Source organism: Mycobacterium sherrisii, assembly GCF_002102355.1.
Lineage (GTDB): Bacteria > Actinomycetota > Actinomycetes > Mycobacteriales > Mycobacteriaceae > Mycobacterium > Mycobacterium sherrisii.
Map to the genome: position 1 here is coordinate 76,000 of NZ_LQPT01000092.1, position 20,865 is coordinate 96,864.

At 67.9% G+C, this 20,865-nt stretch carries 17 protein-coding genes and 2 riboswitches; of the genes, 7 read left to right on the forward strand and 10 right to left on the reverse strand.

What is annotated here, in order from left to right:
• Positions 1–91: 91 nt before the first annotated feature.
• The 7 genes from gndA (at position 92) to AWC25_RS18775 (ending at position 11,445) form a co-directional block, all read left to right on the forward strand.
• Positions 92–1,570, forward strand: a complete 1,479-nt coding sequence (gndA, locus tag AWC25_RS18745) for an NADP-dependent phosphogluconate dehydrogenase (RefSeq protein WP_069401789.1) — start codon at positions 92–94, stop codon at positions 1,568–1,570.
• A gap of 48 nt (positions 1,571–1,618) precedes the next feature.
• Complete coding sequence (locus tag AWC25_RS18750) at positions 1,619–3,067, forward strand: GuaB1 family IMP dehydrogenase-related protein (protein ID WP_069401788.1); 1,449 nt, start codon at positions 1,619–1,621, stop codon at positions 3,065–3,067.
• Positions 3,068–3,288: 221 nt separating this feature from the next.
• A complete protein-coding gene (locus AWC25_RS18755) occupies positions 3,289–4,656 on the forward strand; it encodes a hemolysin family protein (RefSeq protein WP_069401787.1) in 1,368 nt (455 codons plus the stop codon).
• Positions 4,653–5,693 (forward strand): hemolysin family protein, encoded by a 1,041-nt coding sequence (locus AWC25_RS18760; RefSeq protein WP_085167259.1) that lies wholly within the window; start codon positions 4,653–4,655, stop codon positions 5,691–5,693. The genes AWC25_RS18755 and AWC25_RS18760 overlap by 4 nt, the downstream gene beginning before the upstream one ends.
• 307 nt (positions 5,694–6,000) lie before the next feature.
• Positions 6,001–8,208: a malate synthase G gene (locus tag AWC25_RS18765; RefSeq protein ID WP_069401785.1), complete on the forward strand. Its 2,208-nt coding sequence runs from the start codon at positions 6,001–6,003 to the stop codon at positions 8,206–8,208.
• A gap of 63 nt (positions 8,209–8,271) precedes the next feature.
• Positions 8,272–10,413, forward strand: a complete 2,142-nt coding sequence (locus AWC25_RS18770; protein WP_084229472.1) for a substrate-binding domain-containing protein — start codon at positions 8,272–8,274, stop codon at positions 10,411–10,413.
• 171 nt (positions 10,414–10,584) lie between these two features.
• Positions 10,585–11,445: an alpha/beta fold hydrolase gene (locus AWC25_RS18775; RefSeq protein WP_069401783.1), complete on the forward strand. Its 861-nt coding sequence runs from the start codon at positions 10,585–10,587 to the stop codon at positions 11,443–11,445.
• 9 nt (positions 11,446–11,454) lie between these two features.
• On the opposite strand, the gene gcvP is transcribed toward AWC25_RS18775, so the two are convergent.
• The 10 genes from gcvP to AWC25_RS18825 form a co-directional block, all read right to left on the reverse strand.
• Positions 11,455–14,292 (reverse strand): aminomethyl-transferring glycine dehydrogenase, encoded by a 2,838-nt coding sequence (gene gcvP, locus AWC25_RS18780; RefSeq protein WP_069401782.1) that lies wholly within the window; start codon positions 14,290–14,292, stop codon positions 11,455–11,457.
• A 33-nt stretch (positions 14,293–14,325) separates the two neighbouring features.
• A riboswitch (glycine riboswitch) is annotated at positions 14,326–14,447 on the reverse strand.
• Positions 14,448–14,545: riboswitch (glycine riboswitch) on the reverse strand.
• 42 nt (positions 14,546–14,587) lie between these two features.
• Positions 14,588–15,220, reverse strand: a complete 633-nt coding sequence (locus AWC25_RS18785; protein WP_069401781.1) for a MerR family transcriptional regulator — start codon at positions 15,218–15,220, stop codon at positions 14,588–14,590.
• A gap of 287 nt (positions 15,221–15,507) precedes the next feature.
• Positions 15,508–16,002: a bifunctional nuclease family protein gene (locus AWC25_RS18790; protein ID WP_061555641.1), complete on the reverse strand. Its 495-nt coding sequence runs from the start codon at positions 16,000–16,002 to the stop codon at positions 15,508–15,510.
• Positions 16,003–16,119: 117 nt separating this feature from the next.
• The gene (gene ftsR / locus AWC25_RS18795) at positions 16,120–16,872 is read right to left on the reverse strand and encodes a transcriptional regulator FtsR (RefSeq protein ID WP_069401780.1); all 753 of its coding nucleotides are present in this window, start codon (positions 16,870–16,872) and stop codon (positions 16,120–16,122) included.
• Positions 16,872–17,345, reverse strand: a complete 474-nt coding sequence (gene garA, locus AWC25_RS18800) for a glycogen accumulation regulator GarA (protein WP_276048400.1) — start codon at positions 17,343–17,345, stop codon at positions 16,872–16,874. The genes ftsR and garA overlap by 1 nt, the downstream gene beginning before the upstream one ends.
• 275 nt (positions 17,346–17,620) lie before the next feature.
• The gene (gene gcvH / locus AWC25_RS18805) at positions 17,621–18,019 is read right to left on the reverse strand and encodes a glycine cleavage system protein GcvH (RefSeq protein ID WP_069401778.1); all 399 of its coding nucleotides are present in this window, start codon (positions 18,017–18,019) and stop codon (positions 17,621–17,623) included.
• Between the two features lie 26 nt (positions 18,020–18,045).
• A complete protein-coding gene (locus tag AWC25_RS18810; protein ID WP_276048399.1) occupies positions 18,046–18,810 on the reverse strand; it encodes a DUF881 domain-containing protein in 765 nt (254 codons plus the stop codon).
• 134 nt (positions 18,811–18,944) lie between these two features.
• Positions 18,945–19,277, reverse strand: coding sequence for a small basic family protein (locus AWC25_RS18815; protein WP_044505870.1), 333 nt, complete (start codon positions 19,275–19,277; stop codon positions 18,945–18,947).
• 31 nt (positions 19,278–19,308) lie between these two features.
• Positions 19,309–20,238: a DUF881 domain-containing protein gene (locus AWC25_RS18820; protein WP_069401776.1), complete on the reverse strand. Its 930-nt coding sequence runs from the start codon at positions 20,236–20,238 to the stop codon at positions 19,309–19,311.
• Positions 20,231–20,830 carry a CDP-alcohol phosphatidyltransferase family protein gene (locus AWC25_RS18825; protein WP_069401775.1) on the reverse strand — a complete coding sequence of 200 codons (600 nt, stop codon included), beginning with the start codon at positions 20,828–20,830 and terminating at the stop codon, positions 20,231–20,233. The genes AWC25_RS18820 and AWC25_RS18825 overlap by 8 nt, the downstream gene beginning before the upstream one ends.
• Between the last annotated feature and the right edge of the window lie 35 nt (positions 20,831–20,865).

Consider the following 20,865-nt stretch of genomic DNA (forward strand, 5'->3'; position numbering starts at 1 on the left):
TGACGAATCCTGCGGGCGCATCAACACTGCGCCTGTGCCACAGTGTGACGGAAACGAGAAGCAGAAGTTCTCCAACATGAGAGGCGAAGACATGAGTGCCCCGGACTCCAAGGATGCTCAAGCCGGTTCCACGACTGGCACCGCGCAAATCGGCGTCACCGGCCTGGCCGTCATGGGGTCGAACATCGCCCGCAATTTCGCGCATCACGGTTACACCGTCGCGTTGCACAACCGTTCGGTTGCCAAAACCGATGCGCTGCTGCGCGACCACGGTGACGAGGGCAAGTTTGTGCGTTCGGAAACCATCGCCGAATTCCTGGACGCGCTGGAGAAGCCGCGCCGGGTGCTGATCATGGTCAAGGCGGGCGACCCCACCGACGCCGTCATCAACGAGCTCGCCGACGCCATGGAAGAAGGCGACATCATCATCGACGGCGGCAACGCCCTCTACACCGACACCATCCGCCGCGAAAAGGCGATGCGGGAGCGCGGCCTGCACTTCGTCGGCGCCGGCATCTCCGGGGGTGAGGAAGGCGCGCTGAACGGGCCGTCGATCATGCCGGGCGGTCCGGCCGAGTCCTACAAGTCGCTGGGCCCGCTGCTCGAAGAGATCTCCGCGCACGTCGACGGCGTGCCGTGCTGCACCCACATCGGCCCCGACGGTTCCGGCCACTTCGTGAAGATGGTGCACAACGGCATCGAGTACTCCGACATGCAACTCATCGGCGAGGCCTACCAGCTGCTGCGTGACGGGCTCGGCAAGACCGCCCCCGAGATCGCCGACGTCTTCGCCGAATGGAACTCCGGCGACCTGGACAGCTACCTGATCGAAATCACCGCCGAGGTGCTTCGCCAGACCGATGCCAAGACCGGCAAGCCGTTGGTGGACGTCATCTTGGACGAGGCCGAGCAGAAGGGCACCGGGCGCTGGACGGTGAAGTCGGCGCTGGACCTGGGCGTGCCGGTCACCGGCATCGCCGAGGCCGTGTTCGCCCGCGCGCTGTCGGGTTCGGTGGTCCAACGCAAGGCCACCACCGGGCTTGCCTCCGGCGAGCTGGGTGCGCGTCCCGCGGACGCGACGCAATTCGTCGAGGACGTCCGGCAGGCGCTGTACGCGTCGAAGATCATCGCCTACGCCCAGGGCTTCAACCAGATCCAGGCCGGCAGCGCCGAGTACGACTGGCACATCACGCCCGGCGATCTGGCCACCATCTGGCGCGGCGGCTGCATCATCCGCGCGAAGTTCCTCAACCGCATCAAGGAGGCCTACGACGAGGATGCCGAGCTGCCGACGCTGATCGTGGCGCCGTACTTCCGCAGCGCCGTCGAGGCCGCCATCGACAGCTGGCGCCGCGTGGTGGTGACCGCGACGCAGTTGGGTATCCCGGTCCCCGGGTTCTCCTCGGCGCTGGCCTACTACGACGCGCTGCGGACCGAACGCCTGCCCGCCGCGCTGACGCAGGGGCTGCGGGACTACTTCGGCGCGCACACCTACGGGCGCATCGACGACGAGCCGGACAAGCGTTTCCACACGCTGTGGAGCGCCGACCGCACCGAGGTGCCCGCCTAGCGGGACAACGAGCGTTACGAAGGGGCTGTGCAGGGTGGGACGACCGCGATGAAATTTCTCAACGAACACCGGCCCGGCTACGACCTGACCTACGACGACGTGTTCATTGTGCCGAACCGGTCCGAGGTCGCGTCCCGGTTCGACGTCGACCTGTCCAGCAGCGACGGCTCCGGCACCACCATCCCGGTCGTCGTCGCCAACATGACGGCGGTCGCCGGGCGGCGGATGGCCGAGACGGTTGCGCGGCGCGGCGGCATCGTGATCCTGCCGCAGGACCTCCCGATCACCGCCGTGCAGCAGACGGTCGAGTTCGTCAAAAGCCGCGATCTGGTGCTGGACACCCCGGTGGTGCTCGAGCCCGACGACTCGGTATCCGACGCGCTGGCGCTGATCCACAAGCGGGCCCACGGGGCCGCGGTGGTGGTCTTCGAGGGCCGACCGATCGGGCTGGTCACCGAGGCGTCGTGCGTCGGCGTGGATCGTTTCGCCCGGGTGCGCGACGTGGCCGCGACCGACTTCGTGTCCGCGCCGCTGGGCACCGAGCCGCGCAAGGTCTTCGACCTCCTCGAGCACGCCGCGATCGGCGTCGCCGTGCTCACCGCCGCGGACGGCAAGCTCGCCGGCGTGCTGACCCGCGCCGGGGCGCTGCGTGCCGGTTTGTACACCCCGGCCACTGACGCCGTCGGCCGGCTGCGGATCGCTGCGGCCATTGGCATCAGCGGCGACGTCGGGGCCAAGGCCCGGTCGCTGGTCGAGGCGGGCGTCGACGTGCTGGTCATCGACACCGCGCACGGACACCAGGCCCGGATGCTGGACGCGATCGAGACGGTGGCAGAGGTCCTTTCCGAGCTGAACCTCGGTGTACCGCTGGCCGCCGGCAACGTGGTGTCGGCCCAGGGCACCCGCGACCTGCTCGGCGCGGGTGCCGACATCGTCAAGGTCGGCGTGGGGCCCGGCGCGATGTGCACCACCCGGATGATGACCGGCGTCGGTCGTCCACAGTTCTCCGCCGTGCTTGAATGTGCCAGCGCGGCAAGAAGTCTCGGCGGCCACGTGTGGGCCGACGGCGGGATCCGGCACCCGCGTGACGTGGCGCTGGCACTGGTCGCCGGGGCGTCGAACGTGATGATCGGATCGTGGTTCGCCGGTACCTACGAGTCCCCCGGTGACCTGATGCGCGATCGCGAGGACCGGCCGTACAAGGAGAGCTACGGCATGGCATCCAAGCGGGCGGTCGCCGCCCGCACCGCCGCGGACAGCGCCTTCGACCGCGCCCGGAAAGCATTGTTTGAGGAGGGCATTTCGACCTCCAAAATGGGCCTGAACCCCGACCGCGGCGGCGTCGAGGATTTGCTCGACCACATCACGTCCGGGCTGCGCAGCACCTGCACCTACGTCGGCGCCTCGACTTTGACCGAGTTGCACGAGAACGCCGTCGTCGGAGTGCAGTCCGCCGCGGGTTTCGCCGAGGGTCATCCGCTGCCGTACGGCTGGTGACCGCGGCGACCGAGGCGGGCACGTCACACCTGGTCCGACCAGATCTCTTCGCTACCATGTGAATTTACGGATCTCCTCCGCACGCAGCAGCGTGACATCAAGCGAAAGGGATGACGTGCCGCAGGCACCCGTCGAGCCCGTCGGTTTCCGGGCGAAGCGGCTACCCACAGCTACCCCGGCTCGATCCTGGCCTGCGGGGCCGTCGCGATAGCCAGCCCGTCATGAACATCACCGTCATCGTCAGCGTGCTCGCTGTTGCGGTGCTCATCTTCGGTAATGCCGTGTTCGTGGCGGCCGAGTTCTCGCTGACCGCGCTGGATCGCAGCACCGTCGACGCCAACGCTCGCAAGGGTGGCCGGCGCGACCGGTTCATCCAGCGCGCCCAGCACCGGCTGTCGTTCCAGCTCTCCGGCGCTCAGCTGGGCATCTCGATCACCACACTGGTGACGGGTTATCTGACCGAACCCATGGTCGCCGACCTGCCGCACCCGTGGCTGGACGCGCTCGGGGTGCCGGACCCGCTGGCCGACGGCGTCACCTCGTTCATCGTGATCGTGGTCGTGACGTCGGTGTCCATGGTGTTCGGCGAACTGGTTCCGAAGTACCTTGCCGTGGCGCGGCCGCTGTCCACCGGCCGTGCCGTCGCGGGTTTTCAGCTGTTCTTCTCACTGCTGCTCACACCCGTCATCCGGCTGACGAACGGCGGAGCGAACTGGCTGGTACGCAAGCTGGGCATGGAACCGGCCGAGGAGCTGCGGTCGGCCCGTTCCCCTCAGGAATTGCTGTCGCTGGTGCGCAGCTCGGCGCGCAGCGGCGCCCTCGACCAGGCCACCGCGGCGCTGGTGCGGCGCTCGTTGCAGTTCGGTGGCCGGACCGCCGAGGAGCTGATGACGCCGCGGTCGAAGATCGTGGCGCTGCAGACCGACGACACCGTCGCCGATCTGGTCGGCGCGGCGGCCGAATCCGGGTTCTCCCGCTTCCCCCTCGTCGACGGCGACCTCGACGAAACGCTGGGCATCGTGCACGTCAAGCAGATCTTCCGGGTGCCGCGCGAACAACGCGCCCGCACCCTGCTGACCACGCTGGTGCAGCCGGTTCCGGTGGTGCCGTCGACCCTGGACGGGGACGCGGTGATGGCCGAAATCCGGGCCAATCCGCTGCAGACCGCGATGGTCGTCGACGAATACGGCGGCACGGCAGGCATCGTGACCGTCGAGGACCTCATCGAGGAGATCGTCGGCGATGTCCGCGACGAACACGACGACGCCACACCGGACGTGGTGGTCGCCGGCAGCGGTTGGCGGGTGTCGGGGCTGTTGCGCATCGACGAGGTGGCGTCGGCCATCGGGTTTCGGGCTCCCGAGGGGCCCTACGAGACGATCGGCGGTTTGGTGCTGCGCGAGCTCGGCCACATCCCGACCGTCGGAGAGACAGTGGAGCTGACCGCGCTGGACGGCGATGGCTTGCCCGACAACGGAGTTCGGTGGCGCGCCACGGTGGTGGGGATGGACGGCCGGCGCATCGATGTGGTCGAGCTGACCGAACTGAGCAGCCACCGCGAAACGCCGGCGGAACAGGGCCGGCGATGAGCGACACCCTGGGCGTGCTGCTGGCGATCCTGCTGATCGGGATGAACGCCTTCTTCGTCGGCGCCGAGTTCTCGCTGATCTCGGCCCGCCGCGACCGGCTCGAGGCCCTGGCCGAACAGGGCAAGAAGCGGGCGGTGACGGTGATCCGCGCGGGTGAACAGCTGGCCTCGATGCTGGCCGGGTCGCAGTTGGGGGTGACGGTGGCCTCGCTGCTGCTGGGCCGTATCGGCGAGTCGGCGGTGGCCAGCCTGCTGCGCTCGGCGTTCGGGTTGACCACGATCCCGCCGGCGATCCTCGACACGCTGTCGTTCGTGCTGGCGCTGGCGCTGGTGGTGACCCTGCACGTGCTGCTGGGCGAGATGGTGCCGAAAAACATCGCCCTGGCCGGGCCGGAACGCACGGCAATGCTGCTGGTACCGCCGTACCTGGCCTACGTGCGTGTGGCGCGCCCGCTGATCGTCTTCTACAACAAATGCGCCAACGCGGTGCTGCGGCTGCTGCGGGTGGAGCCCAGAGACGAACTCGACATCAGCGTCTCGCCGGTCGAGCTCAGCGCGATGATCGCCGAGTCGGTGTCGGAAGGTCTGCTGGACCAGGAGGAGCACACCCGGCTGACCCGGGCGTTGCAGATCGGCAGCCGGGTGGTCGGCGACGTGGCCGTACCGCTCGCCGACATCCGGGCGGTGCCGGTGGCCGCGCCGGGCTCGGGGCCGACGATCGGCGCCGTCGAGAGCGCCCTGGCCGAGACGGGCTACTCCCGCTTCCCCGTCGCCGCGGCCGACGGACGCTTCATCGGCTACCTGCACATCAAGGACATGCTGCCGCTGGGTGACGATCCGAAGACCGTCACCGATCTCACACTGGTGCGCCCGCTGCCGCGGGTTGCCATCTCATTGCCGCTGGCCGATGCCCTTTCCCGGATGCGTCGCACCAACAGCCACCTGGCGCTGGTGACCGACGGTCTGCGGGTGGTGGCAATGGTGGCGATGGAGGACCTGGTGGAGGATTTGGTCGGCAGCATGCGCGACGCGCAGTGAAAGCCGTCGCCGGGCGCTGCCAAAGTGGGCCTCGTCCAGCCCGTATGATTGAACGGCGCCGGTCCAGGACAGGGCGGGGCGCCAGCGCGTGGCGGCGGATCAGCTGTGTTGCCGGACGGCGCTCCCCACGGCCCATCGGGAAGCCCGCGGCGATGCCCGCCAAGCGCGTCGTGACCTGCTGTTGCGGGGTGAACGGATGCCATCGTTCGGGCCGTCGGTCGGTAGGCTGACGTGGTAGCTGATTGAGGCTGATTGGGGCCGGTCGGGAGTCGAGTGGGAACCAATGAGGCAACTATGGAGGAGAAAGATGACTGACCGCGTGTCAGCCGGGAATTTGCGTGTTGCCCGGGTGCTCTACGACTTCGTCAACAACGAGGCGCTGCCCGGCACCGGCATCGACCCGGACAGCTTCTGGGCCGGCGTGGACAAGGTCGTCACCGATCTCACCCCGCAGAACCAGACCCTGCTGAACACCCGCGACGAGCTGCAGGCGCAGATCGACAAATGGCACCGCCAGCGCGTGATCGAACCGCTCGACCCCGAGGCCTACCGGCAGTTTTTGGCCGACATCGGCTATCTGCTGCCCGAACCGGACGACTTCACGATCACCACGTCCGGGGTCGACGACGAGATCACCACGACCGCGGGCCCGCAGCTGGTGGTGCCGGTGCTCAATGCGCGGTTCGCGCTCAACGCCGCCAACGCCCGGTGGGGTTCCCTCTACGACGCCCTGTACGGCACCGATGTGATCCCGGAAGACGACGGCGCCGAAAAGGGCACCAGCTACAACAAGGTGCGCGGCGACAAGGTCATCGCGTACGCGCGCAAATTCCTCGACCAGGCGGCCCCGCTGGCGTCGGGCTCGTGGGCGGACGTGACCGGGCTGAGCATCGCCGACGGACGGCTGCAGATCGCGCGCGGCGCGGAGTCCACCGAGCTGGCCAGCCCGGAGAAGTTCGTCGGATACAGCGGCGAGCTGGGCTCGCCCAGCTGGTCGGTCCTGCTGGTCAACAACGGCCTGCACGTCGAGATCCTGATCGACCCGGAGTCGCCGATCGGCAAGACCGACCCGGCCGGCATCAAGGACGTGGTCCTGGAGTCCGCGGTCACCACGATCATGGACTTCGAGGACTCGGTCGCCGCCGTCGATGCCGAGGACAAGGTGCTGGGCTACCGCAACTGGCTCGGCTTGAACAAGGGTGACCTGGCCCAAGAGGTCAGCAAGGACGGCACGACGTTCACCCGGGTGCTCAACCAGGACCGCACCTACGCCACCCCCGACGGCGGCGAGCTGACCCTGCCCGGCCGCAGCCTGTTGTTCGTGCGCAACGTCGGGCATCTGATGACCAACGACGCCATCGTCGTCGGCGAAGGCTCCGGTCCCGAACAAGGCGCGCACGAGGTGTTCGAGGGCATCATGGACGCGCTGTTCACCGGGCTGTGTGCAATCCACGGGCTGAAGTCGAGCGACGCGAACGGCCCGCTGGTCAACAGCCGCACCGGCTCCATCTACATCGTGAAGCCGAAGATGCACGGCCCCGACGAGGTGGCGTTCACCTGCGAGCTGTTCAGCCGCGTCGAGGACGTGCTGGGCTTGCCGCAGGGCACGCTGAAGGTCGGCATCATGGACGAGGAGCGCCGCACCTCGGTGAACCTCAAGGCGTGCATCAAGGCCGCCGCCGACCGGGTGGTCTTCATCAACACCGGCTTTTTGGACCGCACCGGCGACGAAATCCACACCTCGATGGAGGCCGGTCCGATGATCCGCAAGGGTGCGATGAAGAACACCACCTGGATCAAGGCCTACGAAGACGCCAACGTCGACATCGGTCTTGCCGCCGGCTTTACCGGCAAGGCGCAGATCGGTAAGGGCATGTGGGCGATGACCGAGTTGATGGCCGACATGGTCGAGCAGAAGATCGGCCAGCCCAAGGCCGGCGCCACCACCGCGTGGGTGCCCTCCCCGACCGCCGCCACGCTGCACGCGATGCACTACCACCAGGTCGACGTGTTCGCCGTGCAGCAGGAGCTCGCGGGCAAGAAGCGCACGACCATCGACGAACTGCTGACGATTCCGCTGGCCAAGGAACTTGCCTGGGCTCCCGAGGAGATCCGCGAGGAGGTCGACAACAACTGTCAGTCGATCCTGGGCTACGTCGTGCGCTGGATCGACGAGGGCGTGGGGTGTTCGAAGGTGCCCGACATCCACGACGTCGCCCTGATGGAAGACCGCGCCACGTTGCGGATCTCCAGCCAGCTGCTGGCCAACTGGCTGCGCCACGGCATCATCACCAGCGAGGATGTCCGCGCCAGCCTGGAGCGGATGGCTCCGCTGGTCGACCAGCAGAACGCCGGCGACCGGGCATACCGTCCGATGGCGCCCAACTTCGACGACAGCGTCGCGTTCCTGGCCGCCCAGGAGCTGATCCTGACCGGCGGGCAGCAGCCCAGCGGCTACACCGAGCCGATCCTGCATCGCCGCCGCCGCGAGCTCAAGGCCCGCGCCGGTGCCTGATTCGGGCGCGACGAGTCCAGCCGAGAACGATGATGGGCCGACGGAAGGGTAGCGGGCGCCGGTATGGGTAGGCACAGCATGCCCGACCGCGGCAAGTCACCCGACGAGCCGTCCGACGAGTCCGACACCGCCCGATTCACCGCCCGCGACCTAGTCTCCCGCTACCGGGAGGAACGGGACGATCCGCGCGGATTCACGGCGAACGACGCCGACGCGCCGGTCGCCGGCCAGGACTTCGGTGACGACTTCGTCGAGGAGTTCACGGACGACTTCGACGACGACTCCACGGACGACTTCACGGACGAAGAGGACCCCGCCGACCGCTACGGCGCCCTCGGCGACCCCGACGACCCCGACGCGCAGTTCGCCGACGACGACTATCCGGAGTTCCCGCGCCGCGCGGAGGCCGACCCGTCCAGCCCATCCGATCCGCGGCCGGGCCTGACCGCGACCGGGCGTCGTGTCCTCGGCGAGTGGCGGGGTGGCCACCGCAGCGCCAGCGGCCGCCGCGGCGTCAGCGTCGGCGTGATCGTGGCGTTGGTCGCGGTCATCGTGGTGGTGGGCACGATCATCCTCTGGCGATTCTTCGGCGACGCGTTGTCCAACCGCTCGCACACGGCCGCGGCGCGATGCGTCGGCGGCAAGGAGGATGTGGCCGTCATCGTCGACCCGTCGATGACCGACCTGGTGCAGCAGTTCGCCGAGGGCTACAACTCCACCGCCGGTCCCGTCGGCGACAAATGCATGGTCGTCAACGTCAAACCCGCCGGCTCCGACGCCGTCATCAACGGCTTCATCGGCAAGTGGCCGGCCGAACTGGGAGCCCGGCCGGCATTGTGGATCCCGGGCAGTTCGGTGTCGGCCGCCCGATTGACCGCGGCCGCCGGACAAAAGACGGTCAGCGACAGCCGTTCGCTGGTGACGTCCCCGGTAGTTCTGGCGATCCGGCCCGAGCTGCAACCGGCGCTGGCCGATCAAACCTGGGGCGCGCTGCCCGGCTTGCAGACCAACCCGAACTCGTTGGCCGGTTTGAAGCTGCCCGGCTGGGGCGGGTTGCGGTTGGCCATCCCGACGAGCGGCAATGGGGACGCCGCTTACCTGGCGGGCGAAGCGGTCGCGGCGGCGTCGGTGCCGCCCGGCGCGCCGGCCACTCAGGGCACCGCCGCGCTGCGCGCGCTGACCGCCGCCCAGCCCAAGCTCTCCGACAACTCGCTGATCGAGGCGCTAAACGCGCTGCTCAAGCCCGGTGATGCGGCGACCGCGCCGGTGCACGCCGTGATCACCACCGAGCAGCAGCTGTTCCAGCGCGGGCAGTCGCTGTCGGATGCCAACAAAACTTTGACCGGCTGGCTGCCGCCGGGACCCGCACCGGTCGCCGACTACCCGACCGTCCTGCTCAGCGGCTCCTGGCTGACCTCGGAACAGACGTCGGCGGCGAGCGAATTCGCCCACTTCATCCGCAAACCCGACCAACTCGCGAAGCTGGCCAAGGCCGGGTTCCGGGTCAACGGCGTCAAGTCGCCGAGTAGCCCGGTGACGAGTTTCGCGCCGGTGTCCGCCACGCTGTCGGTGGGCGACGACGCCATGCGCGTCACCCTGGCCGACGCCATGTCGGCGCCGTCCAGCGGCGTGGCCGCGACGATCATGTTGGATCAGTCGATGCCGGGCGACGAGGGCGGAAAGTCGCGGCTGGCCAACGTCATCGCCGCATTGCAGGACCGGATCAAGGCGCTGCCGCCGACCGCGACCGTGGGCCTGTGGACGTTCGACGGCCACGAGGGCCGCTCCGAGGTGACGACCGGCGCACTGACCGACCCCGTCAACGGCCAGCCGCGCTCGACCGCCCTGAGCGCCGCCCTGGACAAGCAGTATTCGTCGGCCGGCGGTGCGGTGTCGTTCACCACCCTGCGCCTGATCTACCAGGACATGCAGACCAATTACCGTGCCGGGCAGAACAATTCGATCCTGGTCATCACGGCCGGTCCGCATACGGACCAGACCCTGGATGGGCCGGGGCTGCAGAACTTCATCCGCACCAGCGCGGATCCGGCCAAACCGATCGCGGTCAACGTCGTCGACTTCGGCGCCGATCCGGATCGGGCAACCTGGGAAGTGGTGGCCCAGCTCAGCGGCGGCAGCTACCAGAATCTGGCGACATCGGCCTCGCCCGACCTGACGACGGTAATCCGCACATTTTTGAGCTGAGGCGGCGACTTCGGCGGCCACCGGCCCGCGCTGACAACACCGAACGTCGTTGCTGATCCGTTTTGCGCAGACCCTGTCGGTGTGCCTGCTGCGACGTATCGTCGACCTGTGATCAAGGCCCCACCGGAATAACCAATTACGATGCGCGAGTACCCATTTCAGGGCGTACGCATGCGAACCGTCAGGTCGATCGACGTCCAGGGGCGACGGACCCGAGTGCTCATCGACGGTCAGCCCGAACAACCGCCGATCCTGTTGCTGCACGGAATCGGTCGCAGTCTCGAGGACTGGCAGCCGCAATACGTCGCCCTGCACCGGGCCGGCTACCGGGTGATCGCATGCGACCTCCCCGGGTCGGGGTTGTCCGAACGCCTCTCGGCCGCCACCACCGTGCCCGGGCTGGCGCACGCCACGTTGCAGACCCTCGATGCGATCGAGGAGACCAGGCGTCTGCATGTGGTGGGTCATTCGATCGGCGGCGCGGTCGCGCTGCAGCTGCTGGCGCTGGCACCCGACCGGGTTGCCACCTTGACCCTGGTGAGCAGTGTCGGCTTCGGTGCCGAAACTCATCCCATGCTGCGGCTGGCGGCCACACCCGTCCTCGGTGCCCTAGCGACCCGTTACACCAGTCGCCGCAGTGCGCACCTGCTGGAACGTCAGCTTTACGTCGACCGCTCGCTGGTGACCGGGGAGCGGATCGACCGCGCGATGATGTTTGCCCGGCGACCCGAGACGGGTCTGGTGCTGCACGAGACCGCCCGCTGGTGTGGCAGCATTCGCGGCATCAGACCGCAATGGCGAAATGCATTGCTGAACCGGGTGTCCGATCACGTCCGCCCCACGCTGATCGTGTGGGGGCAGCGCGATCGCATCTTGCCCGCGCACCATGTCGGCGCGGCACGGCGCCACTTTCCGCACGCTCGGGTGCACGTGTTTTCCGGGGTCGGTCATCTCCCCCAAGTCGAAGCGGCGCAAGCGTTTACGGAGCTGACGCTGGATTTCCTGCGCTCCCAGCCCGCGGCCTGCGCCTGACGACTGCGTCTAGGCGAACGCCTCGACCGGCGGGCACGAGCACATCAGGTTGCGGTCGCCGTGGGCCCCGTCGATACGACGCACCGGCGGCCACACCTTGGGCCGGAACGCCTTGCCGAGCGGATAGGCGGCCTCCTCCCGCGTGTACGGGTGGTTCCACTGCGCGACGAGCAGGCAGTCGGCGGTGTGCGGGGCGCCGCGCAGCGGATTGTCCTCAACTGGCCACACTCCGGCCGCCACTTTGTCGATCTCGGCGCGGATGGCGATCATGGCGTCGCAGAACGCGTCGATCTCGTTGCGGTCCTCGCTCTCGGTGGGCTCCACCATCAAGGTGCCGGCCACCGGGAAGCTCATGGTCGGAGCGTGAAAGCCGTAGTCCGCCAACCGTTTTGCGACGTCGTCGACCGTCACTCCGGTCGACTTTGTGATGCCACGCAGATCCAGGATGCACTCGTGGGCGACCATGCCGGTCGCGCCGGTGTAGAGCACCGGGAAGTACTCGTCGAGCCGACGGGCGATGTAATTGGCCGACGCGATCGCGGTCAGCGACGCCGCCCGCAGTCCGTCGCCGCCCATCATCCTGATGTAGGCCCAACTGATTGGCAGAATCGATGCCGAACCGTACGGCGCCGACGAAACCGGGTGCCCGCCGGGCAGTTCGGGCGCGTACGGGTGGCCCGGCAAAAACGGTGCCAGGTGCGCCCGCGCGGCGACGGGACCCACCCCCGGTCCGCCACCACCGTGCGGGATGCAGAACGTCTTGTGCAGGTTCAGGTGGCTGACGTCACCGCCGAACTTGCCCGGGCGCGCCAGACCGACCAGCGCGTTGAGGTTCGCGCCGTCGACGTACACCTGGCCGCCGGCGTCGTGCACGGCCGCGCAAATCTCGGCAATGTCCTGCTCGTACACCCCGTGCGTGGACGGGTAGGTCACCATCAGGGCGGCGAGCCGATCGGCGTGCTCGGCGACCTTGGCGCGCAGGTCATCCAGATCGACGTCGCCGTTGTCGTGACACCCCACCACGACCACCCGCATCCCGGCCAGGGCGGCCGACGCGGCGTTGGTGCCGTGCGCGCTGGACGGAATCAGGCAGATGTCGCGGTGCGCCTCGCCCCGGCTGGCGTGGTACTCGTGGATCGCCAACAGGCCCGCGTACTCGCCCTGCGAACCGGCATTGGGTTGCAGCGACACCGCGTCGTAACCGGTGATCGCCACCAGCCAGCTCTGCAGGTCACTGATCAGCCGGCGCAGCCCGGCCGTGTCGTCGGCCGGGGCGAACGGGTGCAGCCGCGAGAACTCCGGCCAGGTGATCGGCTCCATCTCGGCGGCGGCGTTGAGTTTCATCGTGCACGACCCGAGCGGAATCATACTGCGGTCCAAGGCGATGTCTTTGTCCGCCAGCGTCCGCAGATACCGCATCATCGCCGTCTCGGTGCGGTACTGGGTGAACGCCGGATGGGTCAGGAATGCCGTTGTGCGCGTGCCGATGCCGGTGGGTACGGGTTCGGCGGCCGACACCCCGAACGCGTCCAGGACCTCCTCCACATGGCTGTCGGTGGTGCACTCGTCGCACGCCACCGACACGTGGTCCTTGTCGACGCGCCAAAGGTTGATGCCCTTGGCCTTGGCCTTGGCGACCACCTCGTCCGCGCAGCCCGGCACATGAGCCAACACGGTGTCGAAATACTCTTCGTGCACCAGCGCGTCGCCCAGCGCGGCGGCGATAGAGGTGGCGTGCCGATGCACCCGGCGCGCGATGGCGGTGAGCCCGTCGGCGCCGTGGTAGCTGGCGTACATCGCGGCCATCACCGCCAGCAGCACCTGCGCGGTACAGATGTTGCTGGTCGCCTTGTCGCGGCGGATGTGCTGTTCGCGGGTCTGCAGGGCCAGGCGGTAGGCCGGAGAACCGTCGGTGTCGACGGAGACGCCGACCAGCCGGCCCGGCAGCTGCCGTGCGTGCTTGGCATGCACCGCCAGATATCCGGCGTGCGGACCACCGAATCCCATTGGCACACCGAATCTTTGGGAGCTGCCGAAGGCCGCGTCGGCGCCGATCTCGCCGGGCGGGGTGATCAACGTACACGCCAGCAGGTCAGCGCCGATCGCCACCAGCGCACCCCGCTCATGCGCCTCGGCCACGAGCGCCGACCAGTCGGTGACCCGGCCGCTGGCGCCGGGCAGTTGCGCGATGACGCCGAAGAAGTCGCCGTCGGGCAGACCGTTGCGCAAATCGGCGGTGACGATCTCGATGCCCAGCGGCCGAGCGCGGGTCGCCAGCACGGCCGCGGTTTGGCCGAACAGGTCGACGTCGACGGCCAACCGGTTCGTTCCCGTACCGGCGCGCCGCGTCGCCGAGCGGTGCAGCAACGTCATGGCCTCCGCGGCGGCGGTGCCCTCGTCGAGCATCGAGGCGTTGGCGATCTCCAGTCCGGTCAGGTCGGTGATCATGGTCTGGAAGTTCAGCAGGGCTTCCAGCCGGCCCTGGCTGATCTCCGGCTGATAGGGCGTGTACGCGGTGTACCAGGCCGGGTTTTCCAGGATGTTGCGCAGTAACACCGGCGGGGTCAGGGTGTCGTAGTAGCCCTGTCCGATCATCGACACGGCCACGGTGTTGTTGTCGGCGAGCGCGCGCAGTTCGGCGAGCGCCTCGGCCTCGGTGGCCGCCGGCGGCAGCGAGTCCAGGCCGGGTGCGGTGCCGTCCGCGGCAAGTTTGTCCAGAATGCGGTGCGGAACCGCTTTGCCGGCCAGCTCGTCGAGCGAGCCGACACCGATCACGTCCAGCATCGCCGAGACGGCCGCGGCGTCCGGTCCGATGTGTCGGGCGGAGAAGGGTGCTTGGGTGGGCATCGGGACTCCTGACATAGGCAGAGGGACTAATGGCCCTCCCCCTCTGTCCTCCACCCAGTCATCGGGCGCCTGAGAGATTCGGCGCGTAGTCCCCCCTGCGCCTTTCCCCATCGGCGGGTGGACCGAGACGGTCGCACCGCTTTCCAGAGGCATCGTCACCGGACGCGGTCCTGGTGCCTGAGAGGTTGACGGAGAGGTATTGCTCCTTCGGCGTCCGTGACTGGCGGCCACGAAACTCTCCCGCGCGGGCTTGATGCGGAGTCGAGTTTACCCTCCAGTAACCCGAAAAACGGGGTTATCCGATTTTGCGGTCGCGGTGCTTGCGCCGGGAGGCGAGCTCGTCCTCCGGGGCCGCGATCGATTCGCCGCCATCGGCGCGCTCACCTGGGAAATCGGCGATCACGCCGGTCAGCTCGCGCATGGCGCCGGACACCGCGATGCCGAACACGCCCTGCCCGCCCTGCAGCAGGTCGACGACTTCTTCGGCCGAGGTGCACTCGTAGACGGTGGTGCCATCGGAGAACAAGGTGATGTTGGCCAGGTCCTCGACCCCGCGCTGGCGCAGGTGGTCGACCGCGACCCGGATGTTGTGCAGCGAGATGCCGGTGTCCAGCAGCCGCTTGACGATCTTGAGGACCAGGATGTCCTTGAACGAGTACAGCCGTTGGCTGCCGGACCCCGCCGCGCTGCGGATCGAGGGCACTACCAGCGAGGTCCGCGCCCAGTAGTCCAGCTGGCGGTAGGTGATCCCGGCGATTTGGCACGCACTGGGGCCCCGGTAGCCGACCAGCTCGTCGGGCACCGAGTCGTCAGGAAACAGCCCCGGCTGCACGGGTCCGCTGGCCACGGTGATGCTCGGCTCACCGGGGTTCGCGGCATCCGAGTGGCCGGCAAGATCCAGCTGTTCTTGACGTGGCTGGTCGCTCACAGTGGTTCCTCTCGCCGATCGCGCTCTTGTCACTAGCTGCGTCCATTGGCTGCCTGCACAGCCACGTTGGCTAAGGCCCGAGTGCTAGAGAGCTTACGCTGTTCGATCGCTACCGTGCCTTAACTCGTTCTCAAAGTATGGCCGCCGCAACGGCGAGGGGCGCGCTATCCGTCAGGCGTGTCGAGATCACCGTGTCAGATGAGACGCATCCGTGATGTCGACGTCCACCTTAACGCCCGGCCGCCGCTGTGCTGACCCGCAATTTCCCACCGACGCCTCCGATGCGCTCAGGTGGCCTTGAAATCGTCGGGAGACACGCTGTCGAGAAATTCCTTGAACTTCTCCACCTCGTCCTCGCGCACCGCGCTGTTGGATTCCTCGTCGCTCTCGTCCGGGATCAGCAGACCCGCCTGGGCCAGCACGGCTTCCTCGACGTAGATCGGGACACCGACGCGCAGCGCGATCGCCACCGAATCCGACGGCCGGGCGGACACCGTGATGTTGCGGTCGAACACCAGGTCAGCGTAGAAAGTGCCTTCCTGCAGATCGACGATCCGCACTTCCTTGAGCGAATGTCCAAGCGCCGCAATGAGATCACGGATCAAGTCGTGGGTCAGCGGGCGGGGCGGCTCGACGCCTTGCTGTTCGAGCGCGATGGCTGCAGCCTCAGACTGCCCGATCCAAATCGGCAGGTAACGGTCACCGTTGGCCTCGCGCAGCAACAGCACCGGCTGGTTCTGCGGCTGCTCGACGCGAATGCCGACAACACGTACTTCACCCATTTGTGTCTGCCCTCCGCATATGCCGCCGTGTCCGACTCCTACTCGGCGCGACGACCCGTGGTCCACCGTTCCTCTCCGTGCCGCCGAACACCAAGCTGTTCAAACGAAGTCTAGTCCTCAGCGTCGCAGAACGTCGCGAACGGCCGACTTGATCAACGACGTGTGCAAGGTAATTGCCAGCGCGGCGACCTCGCGCGCGAGATCGTCGGCGCGATCGCGGGCGCCGGCCTTGTCGGCCTTGATCAACGGTCCTGCGATCTGGGCGATCAGGTCGGACTGCCGGTCGGCGGCCGAGCGGAAGGCGCGCAAATGCCGCGGTTCGACGCCGTAGTCCGACAATGCCCGGGCGCACTGCAGGATCACCACGGTGTGCTCGTCGAAAAACCCGCCCGGGCCGCGGCTGATCACCCCGGCTTTGAGCAGGGCGGTGAGCAGGTCTTCGTCGACCCCCGAACGTTCCAGCACCTCTTCGCGACTCAGCCGCACCCGGGTGGGCGCAACCGCGGCGGCATCGGGGGTGGTCACGTGGCCGGTGGCGGTGTCGCCGTCGGCCACCGACACCAATCGTGGTACGCCGTAAGGCGATCCGAACGGCGGCAACTCGCCGTCAGGCTGGGCGTCCAGCTGCGCCCGGATCACCTTCAGCGGCAGGTAGTGGTCGCGCTGGGCGGTGAGAATGAAACGCAACCGCGCGCAGTCGTACGCGGTGAATCTGCGATACCCCGACGCGGCGCGCTGGGGCGTCACCAGTCCTTCGGCTTCCAAGAAACGAATCTTGGAAATCGTGACATCGGGGAAATCCGGTCTCAGCAGGTCCAAGACCGCCCCAATCGACATCCCGGCCAAGGCCGGGCTATCGGGTGCGCTCACTAGCCTCCAGATCCTCCGTCGTCATCACCCTTGGGGCCGGTCAAGAACACCAGCCGGAACTTGCCGATCTGTACCTCGTCGCCGTTGGCCAGCACCGCCGAGTCCACCGGCTCGCGATTGACGTAGGTGCCGTTGAGGCTACCCACATCGACCACGTGGAATTCGTTGTTTTCCAACCTGAATTCGGCGTGGCGGCGGCTGACCGTGACGTCGTCGAGGAAGATGTCGCTGTCCGGATGCCGGCCGGCCGAGGTGATGGGCTGGTCGAGGAGGAAGCGGGACCCCGCATTGGGGCCTCGTTTGACGACCAGCAACGCTGAGCCGGCCGGAAGTCCCTCGACCCCAGAGACCGTGCTTTCGGCGCCCGATTGGGCGGGCGCGTCCAATTCGTTGAGGAAGTCGGCGCGGAAGACCGATGTCGTTTCCACGGTGACTTCGTCAGAAGTCTGGTCTTGCGAACTTCCTGAGTCCATGTCCGTCACCCGCTGCTCCTCACTGGCCGCTGTGGCGTTGTCTGACCGGGCCGCTCGGCCGGCTTCCCCACTAGGTTGTCGACCCTGTATTGCCGATTACTGCCTTTTGACGCTTTTGACGCTTTGTGTTGACCGTACCGCGCGGGGGTTCCGAATGCGCCAACCACCGGCAGGATCGAAACCGACGGTCGGCGGGCCCCCGTTGTCCCCGCCGCGTGCCGTGTCGTGGCAGATGATGCGGCCACCGGCAGGGCTGGCAGGCACATTAGCAACCGTCACTCGGTCAGCGTGCCGCGGTAGGCCTCCGCATCCAGCAGAGCCGAAACCGCCGAAGCCAACTCCCCGCCGTCAGCGACCTGGACGTCGACCAGCCAGCCGTCGCCGTAGGGATCGGAGTTGACCAGCTGCGGGCTGCCCTCCAGGTCGGCGTTGACCGCGATCACCGTGCCGGTCACGGGCGCGTACAGGTCGGATACGGATTTCGTCGACTCGACCTCGCCGAAGGATTCACCCGCGGTCACCTGGGCGCCCACCTCGGGCAGCTGGACGAACACGACGTCGCCCAGTGCCGATTGCGCGAAGTCGGTGATCCCGACCCGCACGGTATCGTCACCGCTCTGGCGAACCCACTCGTGTTCGGCGGTGTAGTGCAGATCGGCCGGGATATCGCTCACGGGAATCCTGTTCTGGTCGGTGTGGCTCACTTGACGGGCTGAGCGTATTGGTGCGGTTTTGGTTGCCGCAAGGTGCGCACGTCCACGCGGTCACTCTGCTGCACCGACATCCGGCCACCGACGCGCTTGATGCTGTCCTCGGCGCCGCCGGGGATGTTCATCGCAGCGGCCAGCGTGGGCGGATCGCCAATCGCCAGAATCGAATACGGCGGCGAGAGGGTCTTGGTGTCCAGGGTCAGCGAGCCGGCCGAGCCGACCACCCAGGTGTCCACCCCGACCCGCACGGACTCGCGTCCGCCGTTGATTTCGATGGCTTCGGCGCCGGCGGCCCGCAGCTCGTTGATCACGTCCAGCATCACCTCGGGTGATACGCCGGGACCGGGGTCTTCGATGGTGATGGTGACGCCGGGCCCGGTGGCGCCCACCGCGCCGACCAGAATGGACAGCGCCGCCAGCCGCGCCTGGGCGCTTTTGATCGCGGCCTGGTCGGTATTGCCCGACGCCTGCAGGGAATTCAGGGTGTTCTGCAGTTCGTTGACTTCGCTGTTGAGCGTCGCCTCGCGTTGGCGCAGCGAGTCCAGCAACACCAGCAGGTCCGCCGGGCGCGCCGAGTCCAGGGAGTCGCCGGAGCGCGTCTGCCGCACCTGGGTGACGATCGCGATACCCAGCAGGAGGCATAGCAGGATCGCCAGTGTGCCGAACATCAACCGCGAGCGCCCGCCGCGCAGCAGGGCGGACAATCCGGTACGGCCCACCGGCCCGATCTCGGGACGCGGGCGGCTGTCCGGCAATTCGTGGCGGCCATGCTGCCCGCCGGATTCCGTGGCGGCCGGCGCCTCCTCGTGCTGCGTTGGGGCGTCACGACTTTTGCCGGCCGCGCCGGTCGGCTGATCCTGGCTCACGCTGACCCCATCTCGCTGTGCTCCTACGCCCCGAAGAGGCGGCGCCGCAAGGCGGCGGCATTGCCGAAGATCCGGATCCCCAACACGACGATGATGGCGGTCGACAACTGGGTACCGACACCCAGCTGGTCGCCGACGTAGACGATCAGCGCCGCCACGAAGACGTTGAACACGAACGACACCACGAAGACCTTGGGATCGAAGATCCGCTCGAGGTAGGCGCGCAGGCCGCCGAAGACCGCGTCCAGCGCCGCGACAACCGCGATCGGCAGGTACGGCTGGACGATCTCGGGCACGGCGGGGTGAAAAACCAAGCCGAGCACGATGCCGACCGCCAGCGCCGCGATACCGATCATGCGCGGGGTCCCGTCCGGGGCAGCTGTGTGGTCACGAAGGCCCAATCTCCTTGGCGTACTTGACTTCTCGGATCGATCCGGCTGGCAACGAGAGACCATCGGAGACGGTCACCGTGATGCCGACACCGTAGGAAACCTCTAGCAGCCTAAGACGCTGCAACCCGGGACTGTTGTCGAACACGTCGCGCATCGCGTGTGGCGGCCCGACGGCCAGAATCGTGTAAGGGCTGCTGGTGGGGTTGTTGTCGACCAGGATGGCTCCCCCGGCCTGACGGATGGTCACGTTCGGCCCGATGCGCACGCCGCCGACCGAGATGGCCTCGGCGCCACTGGCCCACAACGAGTTGACGACGAGCTGCAGGTCGCGGTCCAGGATGATCTGCCGGCTGCCATTCACCCGTTGCTTGGACACGTCGGACAGGTTCGGGCTGGCGCCGGGATCGGTCACCTTGACGGTCAGGCCGGGGCCGAGGATCGCGGTGCTGGCCGCCGCCAGGCTCAGCCCGTCCAGCTGACCCAGCAGCCGTCGGCCTTCGGCGTCGTCGGCCAGGGCGAGCCGCTGAACGTCGTCGACCCGGCGCGACAGCGTGCTGCGTCGCTGGGCCAACGCGGTCGCGGCGCCTTCACTGGCCCGAACGCTGCGTGCCAGCAGTTGTTGGGCGCTGCGCACGCCGGGTTCCACCGAACGTGCCTGGGCGACTGCGGCGGCGAACACGGTGGCAACCAGCATCGCCGCCAGAGCCTGCCATAGCCAGGTGAACACCCGCGCCCGGCCGACCGGTGGTGTGGTGCCGGCATGGGCACGCCGTTGCGCGGCGGCGGCGTAGCCGGGATCGAGATGCTCCGAAAGCAGCGCGCGCAGCAGCGACGGCACGGGGATGAGTGTCGGACTTGCCGCTGCGTGCGCGCTGCGGCCCGCGTTTGGGTCGTAGCCGCCGAGCAGGCGATCCGGCTCAGCCATGCTCAGCCGCCCGGGTGACCTTCGGCATTCGGCGCAGCACCAGGACCATCTGCACCGCGTACAGGACGAACGACCACAGGTAGGCGTACAGGCCCCAGATCAGAAAACCCCACCCGCAGGCGCCGATGACGCGGCTCCACAATGCGTTCCACGTACCCAGCAAGACCAGCGGGAAGCCGGACATCAAGGCGAACGTGGCCGCTTTGCCGACATAGGTGACCGGCAGCGCCGTCAACCCGCGGCTGCGCAGCAGCGGCAGCGTGGCGGCCAGCAGCCCGTCGCGCACCAGCAACGTGATCACGAACCACCACGGCACGATGCCGCTCAGCGCCAGCACGACGGGCACCGTCACCATGTAGAGGCGGTCGACCGCAGGGTCCAGCAGGACACCCAGCCGCGACGACTGGTTCAGCGTGCGCGCAATTTTGCCGTCGGCCCAGTCGGAGGCGCCGCTGATCATCAGGATTGCCACGGCCCAAGCGTTGGCGTGGGCGAATGTCAGCAGGTAGATGAACACGGGGATGAGCAGCAGGCGGACGACGCTCAAGACGTTGGGTACGGTCAGCACCCGGTCCGGCGGCTCCTGCTCCATGAGCCGTGACATTAGCCCGCTGACGATGCGCTGCG